Annotated in this window: 17 protein-coding genes; 11 read left to right on the forward strand and 6 right to left on the reverse strand. The window is 72.3% G+C overall.

From position 1 onward, the window contains the following. Positions 1-21: 21 nt before the first annotated feature. Genes OG943_RS04785 through OG943_RS04795 form a run of 3 tightly spaced genes read left to right on the forward strand, consistent with a single transcriptional unit; the run spans position 22 to position 3,465 of the window. Complete coding sequence (locus OG943_RS04785) at positions 22-1,734, forward strand: FAD/NAD(P)-dependent oxidoreductase (RefSeq protein WP_328608442.1); 1,713 nt, start codon at positions 22-24, stop codon at positions 1,732-1,734. Then, complete coding sequence (locus OG943_RS04790) at positions 1,727-2,992, forward strand: aconitase X catalytic domain-containing protein (RefSeq protein ID WP_328608443.1); 1,266 nt, start codon at positions 1,727-1,729, stop codon at positions 2,990-2,992. The genes OG943_RS04785 and OG943_RS04790 overlap by 8 nt, the downstream gene beginning before the upstream one ends. Continuing rightward, positions 2,980-3,465: an aconitase X swivel domain-containing protein gene (locus OG943_RS04795; RefSeq protein ID WP_328608444.1), complete on the forward strand. Its 486-nt coding sequence runs from the start codon at positions 2,980-2,982 to the stop codon at positions 3,463-3,465. Before OG943_RS04790 ends, OG943_RS04795 begins: the two co-directional genes overlap by 13 nt. Before the next feature lie 86 nt (positions 3,466-3,551). Here OG943_RS04795 and OG943_RS04800 read toward each other — a convergent pair whose 3' ends face one another. Further along, a complete protein-coding gene (locus tag OG943_RS04800; protein WP_328608445.1) occupies positions 3,552-4,778 on the reverse strand; it encodes a metal-dependent hydrolase family protein in 1,227 nt (408 codons plus the stop codon). After that, on the reverse strand, positions 4,775-6,181 hold the full coding sequence (locus OG943_RS04805) for an MFS transporter (RefSeq protein WP_328608446.1): 1,407 nt from the start codon (positions 6,179-6,181) through the stop codon (positions 4,775-4,777). Before OG943_RS04805 ends, OG943_RS04800 begins: the two co-directional genes overlap by 4 nt. Positions 6,182-6,292: 111 nt before the next feature. Here OG943_RS04805 and OG943_RS04810 point away from each other — a divergent pair, with 111 nt between their 5' ends. The 5 genes from OG943_RS04810 to OG943_RS04830 are packed head-to-tail and all read left to right on the forward strand — an operon-like array spanning position 6,293 to position 10,447. Further along, a complete protein-coding gene (locus OG943_RS04810) occupies positions 6,293-7,192 on the forward strand; it encodes a dihydrodipicolinate synthase family protein (RefSeq protein WP_328608447.1) in 900 nt (299 codons plus the stop codon). 3 nt (positions 7,193-7,195) lie between these two features. Continuing rightward, positions 7,196-8,197, forward strand: coding sequence for a proline racemase family protein (locus OG943_RS04815; protein WP_328608448.1), 1,002 nt, complete (start codon positions 7,196-7,198; stop codon positions 8,195-8,197). Beyond that, complete coding sequence (locus tag OG943_RS04820) at positions 8,194-9,102, forward strand: ornithine cyclodeaminase family protein (protein WP_328608449.1); 909 nt, start codon at positions 8,194-8,196, stop codon at positions 9,100-9,102. The genes OG943_RS04815 and OG943_RS04820 overlap by 4 nt, the downstream gene beginning before the upstream one ends. Continuing rightward, complete coding sequence (locus OG943_RS04825) at positions 9,099-9,773, forward strand: GntR family transcriptional regulator (RefSeq protein ID WP_328608450.1); 675 nt, start codon at positions 9,099-9,101, stop codon at positions 9,771-9,773. The genes OG943_RS04820 and OG943_RS04825 overlap by 4 nt, the downstream gene beginning before the upstream one ends. 47 nt (positions 9,774-9,820) lie before the next feature. Beyond that, a complete protein-coding gene (locus tag OG943_RS04830) occupies positions 9,821-10,447 on the forward strand; it encodes a class I SAM-dependent methyltransferase (protein WP_328608451.1) in 627 nt (208 codons plus the stop codon). 79 nt (positions 10,448-10,526) lie between these two features. On the opposite strand, the gene OG943_RS04835 is transcribed toward OG943_RS04830, so the two are convergent. Both OG943_RS04835 and OG943_RS04840 read right to left on the reverse strand, forming a co-directional pair. Further along, positions 10,527-10,724, reverse strand: coding sequence for an antitoxin (locus tag OG943_RS04835; protein WP_328608452.1), 198 nt, complete (start codon positions 10,722-10,724; stop codon positions 10,527-10,529). A gap of 110 nt (positions 10,725-10,834) precedes the next feature. Further along, positions 10,835-11,404 carry a TetR/AcrR family transcriptional regulator gene (locus OG943_RS04840; RefSeq protein ID WP_328608453.1) on the reverse strand — a complete coding sequence of 190 codons (570 nt, stop codon included), beginning with the start codon at positions 11,402-11,404 and terminating at the stop codon, positions 10,835-10,837. A 79-nt stretch (positions 11,405-11,483) separates the two neighbouring features. Here OG943_RS04840 and OG943_RS04845 point away from each other — a divergent pair, with 79 nt between their 5' ends. The 3 genes from OG943_RS04845 (at position 11,484) to OG943_RS04855 (ending at position 14,099) form a co-directional block, all read left to right on the forward strand. After that, positions 11,484-12,248, forward strand: coding sequence for an SDR family oxidoreductase (locus tag OG943_RS04845; protein WP_328608454.1), 765 nt, complete (start codon positions 11,484-11,486; stop codon positions 12,246-12,248). Between the two features lie 282 nt (positions 12,249-12,530). Continuing rightward, positions 12,531-13,625, forward strand: a complete 1,095-nt coding sequence (locus tag OG943_RS04850; RefSeq protein ID WP_328608455.1) for a CaiB/BaiF CoA transferase family protein — start codon at positions 12,531-12,533, stop codon at positions 13,623-13,625. 81 nt (positions 13,626-13,706) lie between these two features. Continuing rightward, on the forward strand, positions 13,707-14,099 hold the full coding sequence (locus OG943_RS04855) for a PPOX class F420-dependent oxidoreductase (protein ID WP_328608456.1): 393 nt from the start codon (positions 13,707-13,709) through the stop codon (positions 14,097-14,099). Between the two features lie 34 nt (positions 14,100-14,133). Here OG943_RS04855 and OG943_RS04860 read toward each other — a convergent pair whose 3' ends face one another. Next, positions 14,134-15,354 carry a cytochrome P450 family protein gene (locus OG943_RS04860; protein ID WP_328608457.1) on the reverse strand — a complete coding sequence of 407 codons (1,221 nt, stop codon included), beginning with the start codon at positions 15,352-15,354 and terminating at the stop codon, positions 14,134-14,136. A 162-nt stretch (positions 15,355-15,516) separates the two neighbouring features. Next, complete coding sequence (locus OG943_RS04865; protein ID WP_328608458.1) at positions 15,517-17,073, reverse strand: purple acid phosphatase family protein; 1,557 nt, start codon at positions 17,071-17,073, stop codon at positions 15,517-15,519. Between the last annotated feature and the right edge of the window lie 112 nt (positions 17,074-17,185).

The following is a 17,185-nucleotide window of genomic DNA, read 5'->3' on the forward strand; positions in this document are numbered from 1 at the left end:
GCTGGGCCTGCCGATCTTGCTGTGGCTGCCGGGTCTGCTGCCTCTGCTGATCTTGCTGATCTTGCGGGGCTTGCCGGTTACGACCTCGCGGTGCTGGGCGCGGGCCCGGCCGGGCTGGCGGCTGCCGTCACCGCCGCGCGGGCGGGCGCCCGGGTCGCGCTCATCGACGCCGGCGACCGAGTCGGCGGCCAGTACTGGCGCCACCGCGAGGCCGACGACGGCGCAGGCCACCACCACTGGCAAACCCTGGTACGGCTGCGGGATTCCTTGCCCCAACTGGACTTCCTGGCGCGGCATACGGTCTGGCACGTCGCGCGGACCGGCAGCGCGCCTGCTGATGGCGGCGGGCCGACTGAGGGGACCGGCGGCGGGATCGCTGTGCCTGCTGGTGGTGGCGGGTCGGCCGAGCGGACCGGCGGCGGGATCGCTGCGCCCGCTGGTGGTGGTGGGTCGGCTGAGGGGGCTGGAGGCAGGACCGTCGCGTCCGCCGGTGGTGGCGGGTCCTCCAAGGGGACCGGCGGCAGGACCGTCGCGTCCGCCGATGGCGGCAGGCCCGCCAAGGAGACCGGCGGCGGCTTCACCACTCGCACCAGCCGTCGTGGGTTCGGCGGGGATTCCGGTGGCGGCTTCACTGTCCACACCAACCGCGGCGAGGTTCGCGCCCGCACCCTCGTGGTGGCGACCGGCGCCTACGACCGTCAGCTGCCGTTCCCCGGCTGGACCCTGCCGGGCGTCTTCACCGCCGGTGGCGCGCAGGCACTGCTCAAAGGACACGGCGTGCGGGCCGGGAGCCGGGTTGTCGTGGCTGGGACCGGGCCGTTCCTGCTTCCGGTCGCCGCAGGGCTGGCGCGGGCCGGGGCCGAGGTGGCGGGGGTGTTCGAGGCCGGTTCCCCGGCCGGGTTCGCCCGGTCGCCACTGGCCGTGCTCGGCAGCCCCGGCAAGCTCGCCGAGGGCGTCGGGTACCTGAAAACCTTGGCCCGCAAACGGATTCCGTACCGGACGCGGACGGCGGTGGTGGCCGCGCACGGCGACGACAGTGTCCGCTCGGTGACCGTCGCGTCGCTCGACCGGGGCTGGCGGATCGTGGCGGGCAGTGAGCGGGAGATCGCGTGCGACACCGTCGCGGTCGGCTACGGCTTCACGCCGCAGTTGGAGATCCCGCTGCAGCTCGGGTGCGAAACCCGCCTCGGCGCCGACGGCAGCCTCATCGCGGTGGCCGACGAGCAGCAGCGCGCCACCGTGCCCGGCGTCTACCTGGCCGGTGAGGTGTGCGGCGTCGGCGGGGCCGAACTGTCTCTTGTGGAGGGTGAGCTGGCCGGGCTGCACGCCGCGTTCACCACGGTCGGCGCCGAGCCGGACTCGAGCGTGGTCACCGTGCTGTTGCGCCGAAGGAAGTCCGCCCGCGCGTTCGCCGGCGCGATGCACGCCGCGCATCCGGTCCGTCCCGGCTGGTTGGACTGGCTCGACGCGCCGACGTTGCTCTGCCGTTGTGAAGAAGTGACTGTCGGGACTGTCCGCGACACCATCGCGGACCTCGGCGCGACGGACGCCCGCACCGTCAAGCTGTTGGCGCGCCCCGGAATGGGGCTGTGCCAGGGCCGGGTCTGCGGGTACGCCACGGCGTGCCTCACCGCCGCCGGGCAGGGGCGCGAGCCCACGGCAGCCGACCTCGCCGGGCTGGCGGCCCGGCCGATCGCGCAGCCGGTGCGGCTCGGGGACCTTGCGAGTGGCTGATCTGGCACTGTCCGAAGAGGACGAAGCGATGCTCGACGGCGCGGACGGTCCCGCGGCGCGGCTGTGCCTGCGGATGGTCGTCGCGCTCGCGCGGGTCCGCGGCGCGTCCCGGCTGCTGCGCGTCGCGTCGGCCCACGTCGACGGGTGCCTCTACCACGGCCAGGCGGGGCTGGACTTCGTCGAACGGCTCGGCGAGCTGGGCGGCCGGGTCGCCGTGCCGACGACGCTGAACGTCGGCTCGCTCGACCTGCGCCACCCGGACCTGGTCCACGCCGACGCCGAGACGACCGCGAACGCGCGCCGCCTGATGGCCGGCTACACCGCGCTGGGCTGCACGCCGACCTGGACCTGCGCGCCGTACCAGCTCACGCACCGGCCGTCGTTCGGCACGCACGTGGCGTGGGCGGAGTCCAACGCGATCGTGTTCGCCAACTCCGTGCTCGGCGCCCGCACCGACCGTTACGGCGATTTCCTCGACATCGGCGCGGCCATCACCGGACGAGTCCCGGACGCCGGACTGCACCAGGACGCCAACCGGCGCGCCACGGTCCGGCTCGACTGCGCGGGCCTGTCGCGGCGGCTGCTCGCCGAGGACGCCGCCTGGGGAGTGCTCGGCCACCTCGCCGGGCGCGTCGCGGGCAGTGGCGTGCCGGTGCTCACCGGGGTGCCGGACGGGGTGACCGAGGACCGGCTGAAAGCGTTCGGTGCTGCGGCTGCGTCAAGTGGGGGAGTGGGCCTGTTCCACGTCGTGGGCGTGACCCCGGAGGCGCCGTCGCTCTCGGCGGTGGCCCCGGCGGACATCCCGGTGCACGAGGTCGCCGCGGCCGACCTGCGCGCGATCCGGGACGAGCTGAGCACCGCCCGAGGCCGGGGGATCGACGCGCTTTGCCTTGGCACGCCGCACTTCTCACTCACGGAGTTCGCCCGGCTGGCCGGCCTGCTCGGCGACGGTTCGCCGTTCCACCCCGACGTGCGAGCGTGGGTGACGACCAGCCGCGCGGTGCTAGCGGAGGCCGAACGGCTCGGGTACGCGGAAACCGCGCGCACGGCCGGCGCCCAGATCGTGGTGGACACCTGCACGTACCTCACCCCGATTCTCGACGCACAGGTCCGCACCGCGATGACGAACTCCGGCAAGTGGGCCTGGTACGCGCCCGGCAACATCGGCGTGGCCGTCACGCTCGGCTCGATGGCGGAGTGCGTCGCCTCGGCCCGGGCGGGATACCTGGTGCGAGACGAGGAACTGTGGGCGAGCTGACCTCGGATGGCTCGGACAGCGCAGCCACTGCAGTCCTGACCGGCCGGACCGTCTTCCCCGGCGAGGCCACCGGATTCCCGCTCATCCTCGATGCGCCGCTGTCGTTCTGGGGCGGCACCGACCTCACCGGCCGGATCGTCGACGAGCATCATCCGCAGCGGGGTGCCGTGGTCACCGGGCGGGTGCTCGTGCTGCCGAAGGCGCGGGGGTCCAGCTCGTCCTCGTCGGTGCTGGCCGAGCAGATCCGCAGCGGCACCGGCCCCGCGGCGCTCGTCCTCACCGAGCCCGACGCGATCCTGATGCTCGGCGCATGGGTCGCCGCGGAGCTGTACGGCCACCGGCTCCCGATCGTCGTGCTGGCCGCCGCGGACTACGACCGGCTGTGCGCCGCCGGCCCCGGCCCGGTGACGATCGACGCCGGGCCGGAGCACGCCACGGTCACCGTCGCCGCCGCGCCCCGCACGTCCGGATGACCAGCCCCATTACCGCCGTGGCCATGCCGCTCCGGCCTGGATAACCAGTCCCATCACCGCCGTGGCCGCGCCACTCCGGACCCACATCACCGCCGCACCCGCACCGCCCCGCCCTGAACAACAGCAGCCACCCCCGACACCGGCGACGCGAGCACGTCCAGGTCGTCCAGTGGATTCCCCCGCGCCAGCACCACATCGCCGCGCGCGCCGGGCGCCAGGACGCCCAGCGAGCCCTCCTGGCGCAGCAGCTCCGCCGCCACCGTCGTGGCCGAGCGCAGCACCGCCCCCGGAGACTGGACCTTGCCGCGCAACGTGAATTCCTCCGACTGCCGGGACTGCATGGCGCCCAGCAGGTCGCTTCCGTACGCGATCCGGACGCCCGCCGCGTCGGCCAGGCGGAGCGCCTCGAAGCCGTTCTCGGTCACCTTCACGACCTTCGTGTACTGCTCGTCGGTGAATCCCAGCTCCCGGCTCTGCTCCAGCAGTGCCTGGTAGGTCACCAGCGTGGGCACGTAAAAAGCGTTGTGGCGCAAGAACAACTCGATCGACGTCGCGTCCAGCAGGTTGCCGTGCTCGATCGTGCGGACGCCGAGTTCGAGGCCTCGGTTCACGGCCTCGGCGGTATAGGCGTGTCCCGCCGTGTACAGGTTCGCTGCCGCGGCCTCCTGAACGATCGCGCGCACCTCCTCGTCGGAGAACTGCAGCGAGTCGATCCGGTCGGTGTGGCTGGCGCAGCCGCCGGACAGCATGAGCTTCAGGTGGTGCGCGCCGCGGCGGATCTCGTCGCGGGCGGCGCGGCGCACCTCGTCGACGCCGTCGCACACGCGGCCCAGCCCGGGCACCGCGTAGTGCTGGTCGTGCACGTCGCGGCCCTCAGGACGCAGGTCGCCGTGGCCGCCGGTCTGCGAAAGCGCCTTGCCACCAAAGAAAATCCGCGGCCCGGCGAACAAACCCTGCGAGACGGCGGCGGCCAGCCCGAAGTCCGCGCCGCCGACGTCGCGGACGCTGGTGAAGCCGCGCGCGATCATGTCCGCGAGCAGGTGCGAGGCCTGCGCCGCGACGTAGGCGGGGGACCGGTCGGCGACCGAGCCGAGGTCCGCGCTCACGGCGGTCACGTGCACGTGGCAGTCGATCAGGCCCGGCACGGCGAACAGCCCGGTCGCGTCGAACTCGTCCGCGCCGGCCGCGTCGCCGGGGTCGGCCTCGACGGCGGTGATCCGCCCGGCGCCGATCCGGATCGCCCGCTCGGGCGTCACCGTTTCGGTCACCGGGTCGACGACGGTCACGTGCCGGAGCACGAGGTCGGCGGTCATGCTGAACCTCCAGGGTTGGTCGTGTCCTGTCCGATCGCCTCCAGTGACCGGCCGGTGGTGCGCCGGCCGAACACGGCCACCACCGCCGCGCCGAGCACGAGCAGGACCAGCAGCATGGCGAACACCCCGCCGAAGCCCACGCCCGAGTAGGAGAAGCCGATCACGATGGGGGCGATGATCCCGCCGATCCGGCCGACGGCCGAGGCGACGCCGAGCCCGGTGGTCCGGATCATCGTCGGGTAGAGCTCGGAAGTGTAGGAGTACTCCAGCGCCGCGTTGCCGTTCATGAAGAACGACAGCACCACGCCCCAGACGAGGATCTGCGTGCTGCTGCCGGCGAATGCCAGTCCCAGCGCGCCCGCCGCCCCGCCGGCCAGGTAGAGCACGATCGTCCACTTGCGCTCGAGGCGCTCGCTGACGAACGCCGCCGAGTAGTAGCCGGGGATCTGCGCGAGGTAGATGACGATGGAGAACAGGAAGCTCTTCGAGATGTCGAAGCCCTGCTTCACCAGCAGCGAGGGGATCCAGGTGAAGAAGCCGTAGTAGGTGAAGATCGCGACGAACCAGTAGACCCACAGGGTGACCGTGGTCTTGCGCAGCCCCGGCGACACCAGCGCCTTGAGATTGTCCAGCACCCGCCCCGAGGAGACGTGCACCTCCTCGGCCTGTGCGGACGGCCGCGGCGCGGGCAGCGGCCCGACCCGGGCGCTCACCTGCCGTTCGATGTCGGCGACGACGCGCTCGGCTTCGTCGACCCGGCCGTGGACGTGCAGGAACCGCGGCGACTCCGGCAGCGACCGCCGCCACCACAGCAGCAACAGGATCGGCGCCGCGGTGAGCACCTGCACCCAGCGCCAGCCGTGCGGCACGTCGCTCACCACGAAGTAGCCGAGCAGGCTCGCGAAGACGTAGCCGAAGGCGAAAAACCCGGCCAGGGAGCCGATGTAGCGCCCGCGCACCCGCGAGGGGACGAACTCCGACAGGTACGGCGCGATGATCGCGCTCTCCGCGCCGGTCCCCATTCCCGCCACGACGCGCGCGAGGAACAGCACCACGAAGTTCGGCGCGGCCGCCGCGACCAGGCTGGCGGCGGCGTAGATGACCAGCGCGCTGACCATCACCGCGCGCCGGCCGATCTTGTCGCCGAGGATGCCGGCGCCGAGCGCGCCGAACAGGAACCCGATCAGCAGGCTGCTGCCCAGGATTCCGGTGGCGCCGCTGGAAAGCCCCCACTCCTTGGCGACCGAGGGGAGGATGAACGCGACGATGGCGCCGTCCATCGCGTCGAAGGTGTAGCCGAGGCCGCCCGCGAACAGCAGCTTGTAGTGGAAACGGGACATCGGCAGCCGTTCGAGCCGGGCCGCCATCAGGTGCGAAGTCAGCTTCGGGGTCGTCTCGGTCATGGTGCCTCCAGAGGGCTGAACGAGGTCAGGCCACTGTACAATGTCACATAGCACATGGCACGATGATTCTCGTTCGTCAACGCTGGGTAACATCGAAAACCGGGAGGTCTCATGACGGGGCGCGAAAAGCCGTGGCACGGAGTGCTGGTCGCGACGGCCCTTCCGCTGCGGGGTCCGGAGCTGACCGCGGACTTCGACACGTTCGCCGAGCACGTCGCGTGGCTGGCGGCGAACGGCTGTGACGGCGTGACGCCGAATGGTTCGCTGGGGGAGTACCAGACCCTGAGCGTCGAGGAGCGGACGCGGGTGGTGCGGACCGCGGTCGACGCGGCGCCCGAGGGGTTCACCGTGATGCCCGGGGTCGCCGCCTACGGCGCGGCCGAAGCACGGCGCTGGGCCGAGAACGCGGCCGAGGCGGGCTGTCCCGCGGTGATGCTGCTGCCGCCCAACTCCTACCGCGCCGACGAGCGCGCGGTGCTCGCGCACTACCGCGAGGTCGCCAAGGCCGGCCTGCCGATCGTGGCCTACAACAACCCGTTCGACACCAAGGTGGACCTGGTCCCCGAGCTGCTGGCCGAGCTGTACGCGGAGGGCCTGATCACGGCGGTCAAGGAGTTCTCCGGCGACGTGCGCCGCCCGTACCGGATCGCCGAGCTGGCACCGGGCCTCGACGTGCTGTGCGGTGCCGACGACGTGCTGCTGGAGCTGGCCGTCGCCGGGGCGCCCGGCTGGGTCGCGGGCTACCCCAACGCGTTCCCGAAGGCCACCACCGAGCTGTGGGCCGCCGCCTCGGCCGGCGACCTGGCGAAGGCGCTGCCGCTGTACCGGCTGCTGCACCCGTTGCTGCGCTGGGACTCGAGGACCGAGTTCGTCCAGGCGATCAAGCTGAGCATGGACATCGCCGGCCGCTACGGCGGTCCGTGCCGCCAGCCCCGGGTGCCGCTGACGGCCGAGCAGGAGAAGGCCGTCCGCCAGGCCACCGAGCGGGCACTTGAGGAAGGGCTTTCCTAGACCATGCGCGCGAAGCGGCTGTTCCACGCCGTCGACTCCCACACCGAGGGCATGCCGACGCGGGTGATCACCGGTGGGGTCGGCGTCGTGCCGGGTGCCACGATGTCCGAGCGGCGCCAGTACTTCGTCGAGCACCTCGACCACATCCGGCAGCTGCTGATGTACGAGCCGCGCGGCCACTCGGCCATGAGCGGCGCCATCCTGCAGCCGCCGACCCGGCCGGACGCCGACTGGGGCGTGCTGTTCATCGAGGTCTCCGGCTGCCTGCCGATGTGCGGGCACGGCACCATCGGCGTCGCGACGGTGCTGGTCGAGACCGGCATGGTCGAGGTGACCGAGCCGGTCACCACGATCCGGCTCGACACCCCGGCCGGGCTGGTGGTCGCCGAGGTCGAGGTTTCGGACGGCGCCGCGCGCGCGGTGACGATCCGGAACGTGCCGTCGTTCTCCGTCGGGCTGGACCGCGAGGTGGACGTGCCGGGGCTCGGCCGGGTGCGCTACGACCTGGCGTTCGGCGGCAACTTCTACGCGATCGTCGGCCTGGCCGAGCTGGGCCTCCCGTTCGATCGCGCGGAGAAGCAGCGGCTGATCGACGCCGGACTGTCCATCATGGACGCCGTGACCGAGCAGGACCGGCCGGCGCACCCGGTGAACGCGGAGATCTCCGGCTGCCACCACGTTTACCTCGCCGCGCCGGGCTCGACGGCCCGGCACTCGCGGCACGCGATGGCCATCCACCCCGGCTGGTTCGACCGCTCGCCGTGCGGCACCGGCACCAGCGCGCGGATGGCGCAGCTGCACGCGCGCGGCGAGCTGCCGCTGGACACCGAGTTCCGCAACGAGTCGTTCATCGGCACGCACTTCCTCGGCCGGCTGGTCGAGGAGACCACCGTCGGCGGCATCCCGGCGGTGGTCCCGAAGATCACCGGCCGCGCCTGGCTGACCGGCACGGCGCAGTACTTTCTCGACCCGGACGACCCGTTCCCCGCGGGGTTCCAGCTGTGAGGGAGTACGTGGCCGGGGCGCCGCCGATGCGGGACGCGATCGACGCCCTGCGCGCGGCCCTGCGCGACGGCCTCGACCCCGAGCAGGACCCGCCACGGTCGGTCGTCGAGGTGCCGCACGGGCAGCTGCTGCTCATGCCCGCGTACTGGGGCCGCTACGCCGGGGTCAAGGTCGCCACCGTCGCGCCCGGAAACCCGGAGCGCGGCCTGCCGCGGATCCAGGGCGACTACCTGCTGCTGGACGGGCCGACGCTCAGCCCGCTCGCGCTGCTGGACGGGGTCGCGCTGACCTCGGTCCGCACCGCGGCGGTGTCGGCCGTGGCCGCCGACGCGCTCGCGGAGCCGGACGCCGCGCGTCTCGTGGTGTTCGGCACCGGGCCGCAGGCCCACAGCCACGTCGAGGCCCTGCGGGCGGTCCGGCCGGTGCGGGAGCTGGTCGTGGTCGCCCGCGACCCGGGCCGTACCGCCGAGTTCGCGGCGGCCTACCCGGACCTGGACGCCCGCGTCGGCACGGCGGCGGACGTCGGGGACGCCGACCTCGTCGCCTGCTGCACCACTGCCCGGACCCCGCTCTTCGACGGCTCGCTGCTGCCGGACCACACGACGGTCGTGGCGGTCGGCTCGCACGAGCCGGAGGCCCGGGAGGTCGACGACGTCACCGTGCGGCGCTCCACTGTGGTCGTGGAGGCGCGGGCCGCCGCGCTGCGCGAGGCCGGTGACGTGGTCCTGGCCGTGCGGTCGGGCGCGATCGGGCCGGACGCGCTGCACACGTTGTCCGACCTCGTGCGAGGGAAGGCCGACGTGCCCGCGGGGCGGCCCCGGCTGTTCAAGAGCGTGGGAATGGCGTGGGAGGATCTGGTGGTCGCCGCGACGCGGCACGAAACCGCCAGGGGAGACCGACGATGACGATGGACGGCCACCAGGCGCTGGCCCTGCCCGTGTTCGGCGTCCAGCGGAACCTGCGCGACCAGATCACGCAGACGCTGCGCGCCGCGGTGATCTCCGGGGAGCTGCGGCCCGGCGAGGTGTACTCCGCGCCGAGCCTGGCCGCGCAGTTCGGCGTCTCGGCCACCCCGGTCCGCGAGGCGATGCTGGACCTGGTCAAGGAAGGCCTGATCGACACGGTGCGCAACAAGGGGTTCCGGGTCACCGAACCGTCCGAAAAGGACCTCGACGACCTGTCCGAGCTCCGCGCGCTGATCGAGGTGCCCACGGTCCGCCGCATCGCCGAGGCCGGCGTCGACCCGGCGGTGATCGCCGAGCTGCGCCCGCTGGCACTGGGCATCGAGCGCGCGGCCGCCGAGCACGACCTCATCGCGCACGTCGCCACGGACATGCAGTTCCACCTCCGGCTGCTGGAGCAGGCGGGCAACCCGCAGCTGGTGGAGACGGTGCGCTCGCTGCGCGCCCGGTCCCGCATTTACGGCCTCGCGGGCCTGGCCGAGCGCGACGAGCTGATCCCCTCCTCGGCCGAGCACGCCGAGCTGCTGGACCTCATCGAGGCCGGCGACGCGGCCGGCGCGGAGGCGCTGATGGACCGTCATATCCGGCACGTGCGCGGCATCTGGGCCCGCTGACCGCTCCGGCGTGGCAGGGTGGGCCCGGGCCATGAGGGGAGAACACGATGAGTGAAGACCGGGCGATGGCGGCGCCGGAGCTGTTCGACGCCGTCGGCGCGGGCTACGACGAGGTGTTCGGGCAGCGCGCAGTGGCCGAGACCGCGGTGCGGCAGCTGCTCGGCTCGCTGCCGCCGGAAGCGCGGGTGCTCGACATCGGCAGCGGCACGGGCCGTCCGGTCGCGGACGCGCTCGCTGCGGCGGGCCACCGGGTGACCGGCCTTGACGTGTCGGCCGTGATGGTCGAGCTGGCGCGGTCGCGGGTGCCGCAGGCGGAGTTCGTCCAGGCCGATGTGCGGGAGTGGCAGTCGGAGCCGGAGTCGTGGGACGCGGTGTGCGCCTTCTTCTCGTTCCTGCAGCTGCCGCGAGCCGACACCGAGGCCGTGCTGGCGGACATCGCGCGCTGGCTCGTCCCGGGTGGACAGCTCGTGCTCGTGACTGTGCCGATGGATGTGGAGGGGCTGCGCGTGCCGTTCCTCGGTCACCACATCGAGGTCACCAGCTTCGCCGAGCCGGACCTGGTGGACCGCGTCCGGGCGAGCGGGCTCGACGTCACCGGTACCCGGTCCGAGGTCTTCGACGAGCCCGGTGCGGAGCCGGAGGAGCATTTGCTGATCACCGCGCGGAAATCCTGATCCGTCCTCAGTGGATCGCTGACCCGTCGAAGGCCTCCGCACAGCCGGTGCGGAGGTCTTCGACGGTGAACGGCGCGGCTTACTGCTGCTGGTCGCCGCCGCCGTTGAAGCGTTCCTTGAGCTTGTCGGCGCCCTGGCTGATCTGGTCGCTGTGCTTGCCACCGGTTTTCTCGTCGGCGAATTGCGCGGCCTTGTCGACCCCCTGGTCGACCTTGTCGGAGTTGCCGCCGGCGAACTCCTGGATCTTTTCCTTGGCCTTGTCGAACATGCCGTCCATGTTCCGCTCCTCTCGTCGTACCGGAATCCTGCGTGGACACTTGCCGGGTACCCCAGGGGAGCGGGGGTTGCCCGGGGTTCGCCGGATCGGGTGAGATCTGTCGCCGGTGGCTAAGGCTTCCGAGGTGCCACAGTGAGGCCGTCGACGAGAAGTTCGGTGATACGGAAGGCTTCCTCGTGCCAGCCGGGGTAGGTGCGGGCGCCGCAGATCCCGCCGAGCGCGCGTAACACCGTCTGCCCGGTGATGTCGCCGCGGATCACGCCGGTTTCCGCGCCTCGTTCGAGCAGCAGGTCCAATGCGTCGCTGAGCTGCTCCCGGCCGCTGGTGAACACGGGGGAGTCGGTCGCCATGATGCTCTCGAGCGCGGCGGCCATGCCTTTGCTGACCGCGGCGTGCTCGACCACCCGCCGCAGGTACTCCGCGAGCGCGGCGCGTGGCTCCAGCTCTTCGAGCAGCCGCCGCGCGCTTTCGCAGACCTCGGTGACCTCCTGCCGGTAGACCTCCTCGACGACCGCGTCGCGCGTGTCGAAGTGCCGGTAGAGGGTGCCGACCGACACGCCGGCGCGCTTGGCGATCTCCTCGACGCGGATGTCGGCCTCACCGGCGGCGAAAGCCTCCCGGGCGACGGTGAGCAGCGCCTCCCGGTTGCGGCGGGCGTCGGAACGCAACGGACGTGACATGAATCCCTCCCGGCGCCAAAGGTGAACCACCCTCCGTATATTACCGGAGGTATGTTCACTTTAGCGGAAGGTGCTTGTCATGGACGACGGACTGGCGGGTAAGCGCGTACTGGTGACCGGTGGGAGCCGAGGCCTGGGAGCGGCGACCGTCCGGCGGTTCGCGGAAGCGGGGGCCACCGTGCTGGCCGTCGCCCGCAACGCGCCGGCCGAGCCGTTGCCGGCGACCTTCATCCCCGGCGACCTCGGCACCTCGGCCGGCGCCGCGGCGCTCGCCCGGCGGGTGCTCGGCGAGGTCGGCGGGATCGACGTCCTGGTCGACAACGCGGCGGCCGCGACCGGGCCGGTGGCCACGCTGGAACGCACCGACGAGAGCTGGCTGGCCGACCTCGACGCGAACCTGCTCAGCGCGGTCCGCCTCGACCGCGAGCTCGTGCCCGGCATGGTCGAACGGGGCACCGGGGTGGTCGTGCACGTGTCCTCGATCGCGAGCCGGCTGCCGCAGGACCGGGAGGTTTCCTACGCGGCGGCCAAGTCCGCGCTCAACACCTACAGCCGCACCCTGGCCGCGGAAGTCGGCCCCCACGGCGTGCGAGTGGTGTGCGTCCTGCCCGGATTCATCGCGACGCAGGGCGCGCTCGACCATCTCCAGCAGTTCGCCGACCAGCAGGGCATCACGATCGAAGAGCAGACACAGCAGGTCGTCGAGCACCTGAACGTGCCGATGGGCCGGCCGGGCGAGCCCGAAGACGCCGCCGAGCTCATCGCCTTCCTGGCCTCCGCCCGCGCGAAATGGCTGACGGGAGCCCAATTCCGCGTCGACGGCGGCATCATTCCCACGACGTAGGAGAAAGGCCCGGCTGGTCGTTTTTTGCGTGCATGCGTCGTCGGCGAGGGCCGGTGGGCGCCTCGCGTCGGCCTCGGGGGGCACCGGGTCAACCTCCGCTCACGGGGGCGCGCACCGGCCCGTGACCATGGCGACCGGCACCCTCGGCGACGTTGACCTGTGTCACCCGTTCCTGGTGCATGCCGGTCGCCCGGGCCGTGCTCGACGGCCTTCACCGGTAGCCGCGCCACCGGTCCTTCTGGGTATCGTCGCCCCGTCGGGTATCGGAGCCGAGGAGGGCACGTGGCGGGACCGTTGAGCGGGCTGAAGGTCGTGGAGCTGGCCGGGATCGGGCCGGGGCCGCACGCGTGCATGGTGCTGGCTGACCTCGGCGCGGACGTCGTGCGCGTCGAGCGGCCGTCCGGCTCGCTGGACCTCAGCGGTGGCAAGCCCGACCCGTTGCTGCGCGGCCGCCGGTCCGTCGCCGCGGACCTGAAGACGGCCGAGGGCCGCGAGCTGGTGCTGCGCCTGGCGGAGAAGGCGGACGTGCTGGTGGAGGGCCTGCGCCCGGGGGTCACCGAGCGCCTCGGCGTCGGCCCGGCCGACTGTCACGCCCGCAACCCGGGACTGGTTTACGGCCGGATGACCGGCTGGGGCCAGGACGGGCCGCTCGCGACCCGCGCCGGGCACGACATCAACTACATCGGCCTGGTCGGCGTGCTGCACGCGATCGGCCGCGAGGGCGAGCGCCCGGTGCCGCCGCTGAACCTCGTCGGCGACTTCGGCGGCGGCTCGATGTTCCTGCTCGTCGGCGTGCTTTCCGCGCTGTGGGAACGGGAACGCACCGGGCAGGGCCAGGTCGTCGACGCCGCGATGGTCGACGGCGCCGGGGTGCTCGCGCAGATGGTGTGGGCGTTGCGCGGGCTCGGCTCGTGGTCCGACGACCGCGGCACCAACCTCCTCGACGGCGGCGCGCCCTTCTACGACACCTACGTGTGCGCGGACGGCCGGTACGTCGCGGTCGGCTCGCTGGAGCCGCAGTTCTACGCGGTGCTGCTCGCGGGGCTGGAGCTGGACCCGGCGTCGCTGCCGCCGCAGCTGGACCGCGCGGGCTGGCCGGTGCTGCGCGCGACCTTCACGAAGGCGTTCCTGGCCCGCACCCGCGACGAGTGGGCCGAGGTGTTCGGCGACGTCGACGCGTGCGTCACCCCGGTGCTGACCCCGGACGAGGTCGCCGCGCACCCGCACGTCGCGGCCCGCAACGGCCTCATCGAACTCGACGGCATCCTCCAGCCCGCCCCGGCGCCCCGTTTCTCCCGCACGGCAACGGATCTGCCGTCGCCGCCGCCGAAACCGGGCGCCGACACCGAAGCGGTTCTCGCGGACTGGGGTGTCTGAACCCGCGGCTCAAGAACTCGTGAGTGTTTAGGACGGTTAGAACCGTCCTAAACACTCACGAGCGGCACTAGCGTGGTGCGCATGGACCTTCCCGACGATCTCCGCGCCCTGCTGGAGCAGCCCAGCCTGTGCTTCCTCGCCACGACGATGCCCGACGGCTCGCCCCAGCTGACCCAGACCTGGGTCGACACCGACGGCAAACACGTCCTGGTCAACACCGTCCAGGGCCACCAGAAGGTCCGCAACCTCGAGCGTGACCCGCGGGTGGCGCTGAACATCGCCGACGCCGCGAACCCGTTCCGCTACTACCGAGTCCGCGGCCGGGTCCTGGACATCACCGCCGACGGCGCCGCCGAGCACATCGAAAAGCTCGCCCAGCGCTACACCGGCAAGCCCTACGCCTGGTACGGCGGCCGCGACCAGGTCCGCCTCCTGCTGCGCATCGAGGCCGACAAGATCGGCACGTTGGGCTGAAAACAGCCACGTCGAGCCGGGCGAGGGACGCGCCTTATCCGTGGAGCCGCACCGGTAAAACCTGATGCCCGTTGGCGATGAACGACGCCAGCGGCACCAGCTCGTCGGCCGCCACGTCCAGGGCCAGCCGCGGGAAGCGGGCGAACAGCGCGGGCAGGGCGATCTCCGCCTCCATCCGGGCCAGCTGCGCGCCCGGGCAGTAGTGCACGCCGTGGCCGAAGGCCAGTGACGCCTTGTCCGCGCGGGTGATGTCGAACCGGTCGGCGTCCGGGCCGTGCTGGTCCTCGTCGCGTCCGGCGATGCCGAGCGAGGCCAGGATCGCGTCGCCCTCGCGGATCGTCGTGCCGGCCAGCTCGAGGTCGGTGAGCGCGAACCGCAGCGGCAGGTGCGAAACCGGGGACTGCCAGCGCAGCGCCTCGTCCACGACGTCGCTCCACGCGCGCTCGCCGTCGAGCACCATCCGCAGCTGCCCGGGATGGCTCAGCAGCGCGGTAATCGAGTGATCGAGCAGGTTGACGGTGGTCTCGTGGCCGGCCGTGATCATCAGGATCAGCGTGTCGACCAGCTCGATCTCGGTCAGCCGGGAGCCGTCTTCGTCGCGGGCGGCGATGAGGACGGTGGCCAGGTCGTCACCCGGTTCGGCGCGCCGGGCCGCCACGAATTCGGCCAGCAGCGCGTACGTTCCCTCGACGTTGGCGGCCGCTGCCGCCGGCGTCGCCGAGGTGTCGAACATGCCCCGCACCGCGGCGCGCAGCCCCGGCCGCGCGGCGTCCGGAACCCCCACCAGCTGGCAGATCACCTCGATCGGCAGCGGGTAGCAGTACCCCTCGCGCAGGTCGGTCGCGGCGGGGCCGGCCGCCAGCCCGTCGAGCAGGCCCGTGGTGATCTCGGCGATCCACGGGCGCAGCCGCTCGGTCCGCGCCGGGGTGAACGCCTTCGACACCAAGGCGCGCAGCCGCCGGTGCTCGGTGCCGTAGGCGGTGAACATGTTCTGCACCGAAACCCAGATGTGCAGCGGCCAGTCGCCGGAGATCTCGCCCGCGCGGTAGGCGGGCCAGTGCCGCCGCGCGTCCTTCGACACCCGCGGGTCGCTGAGCAGGTTCTTCAGCGCCTGCTGGCCCGTGACCGCCCAGGCGACCACCCCGCCGGGCAGCTCGACCTGCGTGACCGGGCCGCGTTCGCGAAGACGGGCCCCTTCGCCGTGGACGTCGCGAGCGGTCGCGTCGAGGGCGAAGGGCGGGGCGGTGTGGTGCATCGGCTGCTCTCCTGACCGGCCGCCGGCGCGTCCACAATGGACAAAGGGGAGGGAGTGGTGCGACGCCGGTGAAATCCGACCAGAACTGTAGCGCGCGCGGCGCGCGGCCCGAGCGGTTCCAGGGGTGGAAGATCAACTCGGGTGAAAGGGGTTGACGCCCGCTCAGCCGTCCGCGCGGCGCCGGTGCAGGGAAAACCGCTCGAACACCGACAGCTCCCCGGTCGGCTTGTTCACGTTGTAGTACGTGACGTGCATGGTCGTCGTGTCGCCGCGGTGGCGGCCAGGGTCGACGGTGAAGGCGGCGAAGCCGTACGGGTGGTCCAGGTCCCGCACGGCACTCCACACGGCCTGCTCCCGGACGTAGGTCGGCACCCGCTTGCCGGTCGGGCCGGCCTTCGCGGAGACGGCGGTGAGGACCTTTCCCGTGCCGTCCTTGAAGAAGCTGCCGTTCGTGGTGCCCGAGACACCGCCACCGCCCAGGATCATGTGCACGGTGCCGTGCGTCGCGTCGATGTCGTCGGTGGCCGCGGAGACCGGGTTCGGCGTGAGCGTCTCGCTGCCGGACACCACGCCGTGCACGGCGAGGGAGCGCTCGTAGTCGTGCTCGTGCCCGCACAGCACCAGGTCCACGCCGTACGCGTCGAACAGCGGCCCGTACTTCTCGCGCAGGCCGAGGTCGGAGCCGTTGGCGTCGGAGCTGCTCACCATCACCTGGTGCATCGCGACCACGATCCAGTCGATGTCGCGCGACGCGCGGGCCGCGGCGAGTTCCTTCTGCAGCCAGGCGAGCTGGCGGCCGCCGGAGTAGCCGTTGACGTAGACGTCGCCGCCGTCCTGCAGGCAGTTGTCGTCGTTCTGCAGCACGATCACGCGCACCGCGCCGACGGTGAAGCCGTACCACAGCCCGGCCAGCTCGGCGTCGGTCTCGGTGCTGGGCAGCTGGAAGTAGGCCTGGTACGCGCCGAGGCCGATGGCGCCGTTCTGCTTCTCGATCTCGTGGTTGCCCGCGGCGGGCATCCACGGGCGGAACCGCGCCGAGCGGGTGTTGTTGGTGAAGAAGTTGTTCCAGGTGCGCACGCGGTCGAGGTCGAGGTTCGCGTAACAGAGGTCGCCGTTGAGCAGGTGGAACAGCGGCGCGACGGTCTCGATGCCGGTGACGATGTCCTTCGTCGCCGGGGTCGAGTTCGCGTCCAGGCCGACGCCGCCCGCGGCGTTCCAGGTGACCTGCGGCGCGGACTGGTCGCCGAAACTGGTGAAGGTGAAGGCCGAGCGGCCCGACGGCGCGGTGCGGAACGTGCCCGCGTCCGGCGTCGCGCCGTCGTGCTGGGCGGCGTAGATGTACTCGGTGCCGGGGCGCAGCCGGTCCAGCTCGGCGTGGTGGACCCACACCGTGCGCCCGGAGGTGCCGTCGACGTACGTGCGCGTGTCCGCCTGCGCGATCGCGCCGAAGCCGCCGCCGAGCGTGCCGTAGAGCACCCGCGGCCGGCGGACCGAGCCGTCGGTGATCCACGAGACCACCATCTGGCGCGCCGGGTCCCGGCCGAAGGTCAGGTGCAGGCCCTGCACGGGTGTCACGCCGTTGCCGATGGACGGCACGAAAGCGGCGCTCTGCGGTGCCGCGCCGGCGATGCCGGTGCCGAGCAGCGGGGCGGCCGCGCCGGCGCCCAGCAGCCCGAGCGCACCACGGCGGGTGACGGTGTGTTTGCTGCTCTCGGACAACGGGGGCCTCCTCGGCTTCGGCTTCGGCGCGAACGTAAGCGCATTGCCCGACGCGGCGGTGAACGGGAACTGTCGCCCGCGTGAAGTGTCCGGCCGGTCATTTGTCATCGCC

Source organism: Amycolatopsis sp. NBC_00345, from assembly GCF_036116635.1.
In the GTDB taxonomy this organism is placed as follows: Bacteria; Actinomycetota; Actinomycetes; order Mycobacteriales; family Pseudonocardiaceae; genus Amycolatopsis.

Bases quoted from the DNA above. Each gene is read 5' to 3' on its own strand.
- OG943_RS04800 (WP_328608445.1), bottom strand. From the start codon at position 4,778: ATGACCGCCGACCTCGTGCTCCGGCACGTGACCGTCGTCGACCCGGTG.
- OG943_RS04805 (WP_328608446.1), bottom strand. From the start codon at position 6,181: ATGACCGAGACGACCCCGAAGCTGACTTCGCACCTGATGGCGGCCCGG.
- OG943_RS04810 (WP_328608447.1), top strand. From the start codon at position 6,293: ATGACGGGGCGCGAAAAGCCGTGGCACGGAGTGCTGGTCGCGACGGCC.
- OG943_RS04815 (WP_328608448.1), top strand. From the start codon at position 7,196: ATGCGCGCGAAGCGGCTGTTCCACGCCGTCGACTCCCACACCGAGGGC.
- OG943_RS04825 (WP_328608450.1), top strand. From the start codon at position 9,099: ATGACGATGGACGGCCACCAGGCGCTGGCCCTGCCCGTGTTCGGCGTC.
- OG943_RS04830 (WP_328608451.1), top strand. From the start codon at position 9,821: ATGAGTGAAGACCGGGCGATGGCGGCGCCGGAGCTGTTCGACGCCGTC.
- OG943_RS04835 (WP_328608452.1), bottom strand. From the start codon at position 10,724: ATGGACGGCATGTTCGACAAGGCCAAGGAAAAGATCCAGGAGTTCGCC.
- OG943_RS04840 (WP_328608453.1), bottom strand. From the start codon at position 11,404: ATGTCACGTCCGTTGCGTTCCGACGCCCGCCGCAACCGGGAGGCGCTG.
- OG943_RS04845 (WP_328608454.1), top strand. From the start codon at position 11,484: ATGGACGACGGACTGGCGGGTAAGCGCGTACTGGTGACCGGTGGGAGC.
- OG943_RS04855 (WP_328608456.1), top strand. From the start codon at position 13,707: ATGGACCTTCCCGACGATCTCCGCGCCCTGCTGGAGCAGCCCAGCCTG.
- OG943_RS04860 (WP_328608457.1), bottom strand. From the start codon at position 15,354: ATGCACCACACCGCCCCGCCCTTCGCCCTCGACGCGACCGCTCGCGAC.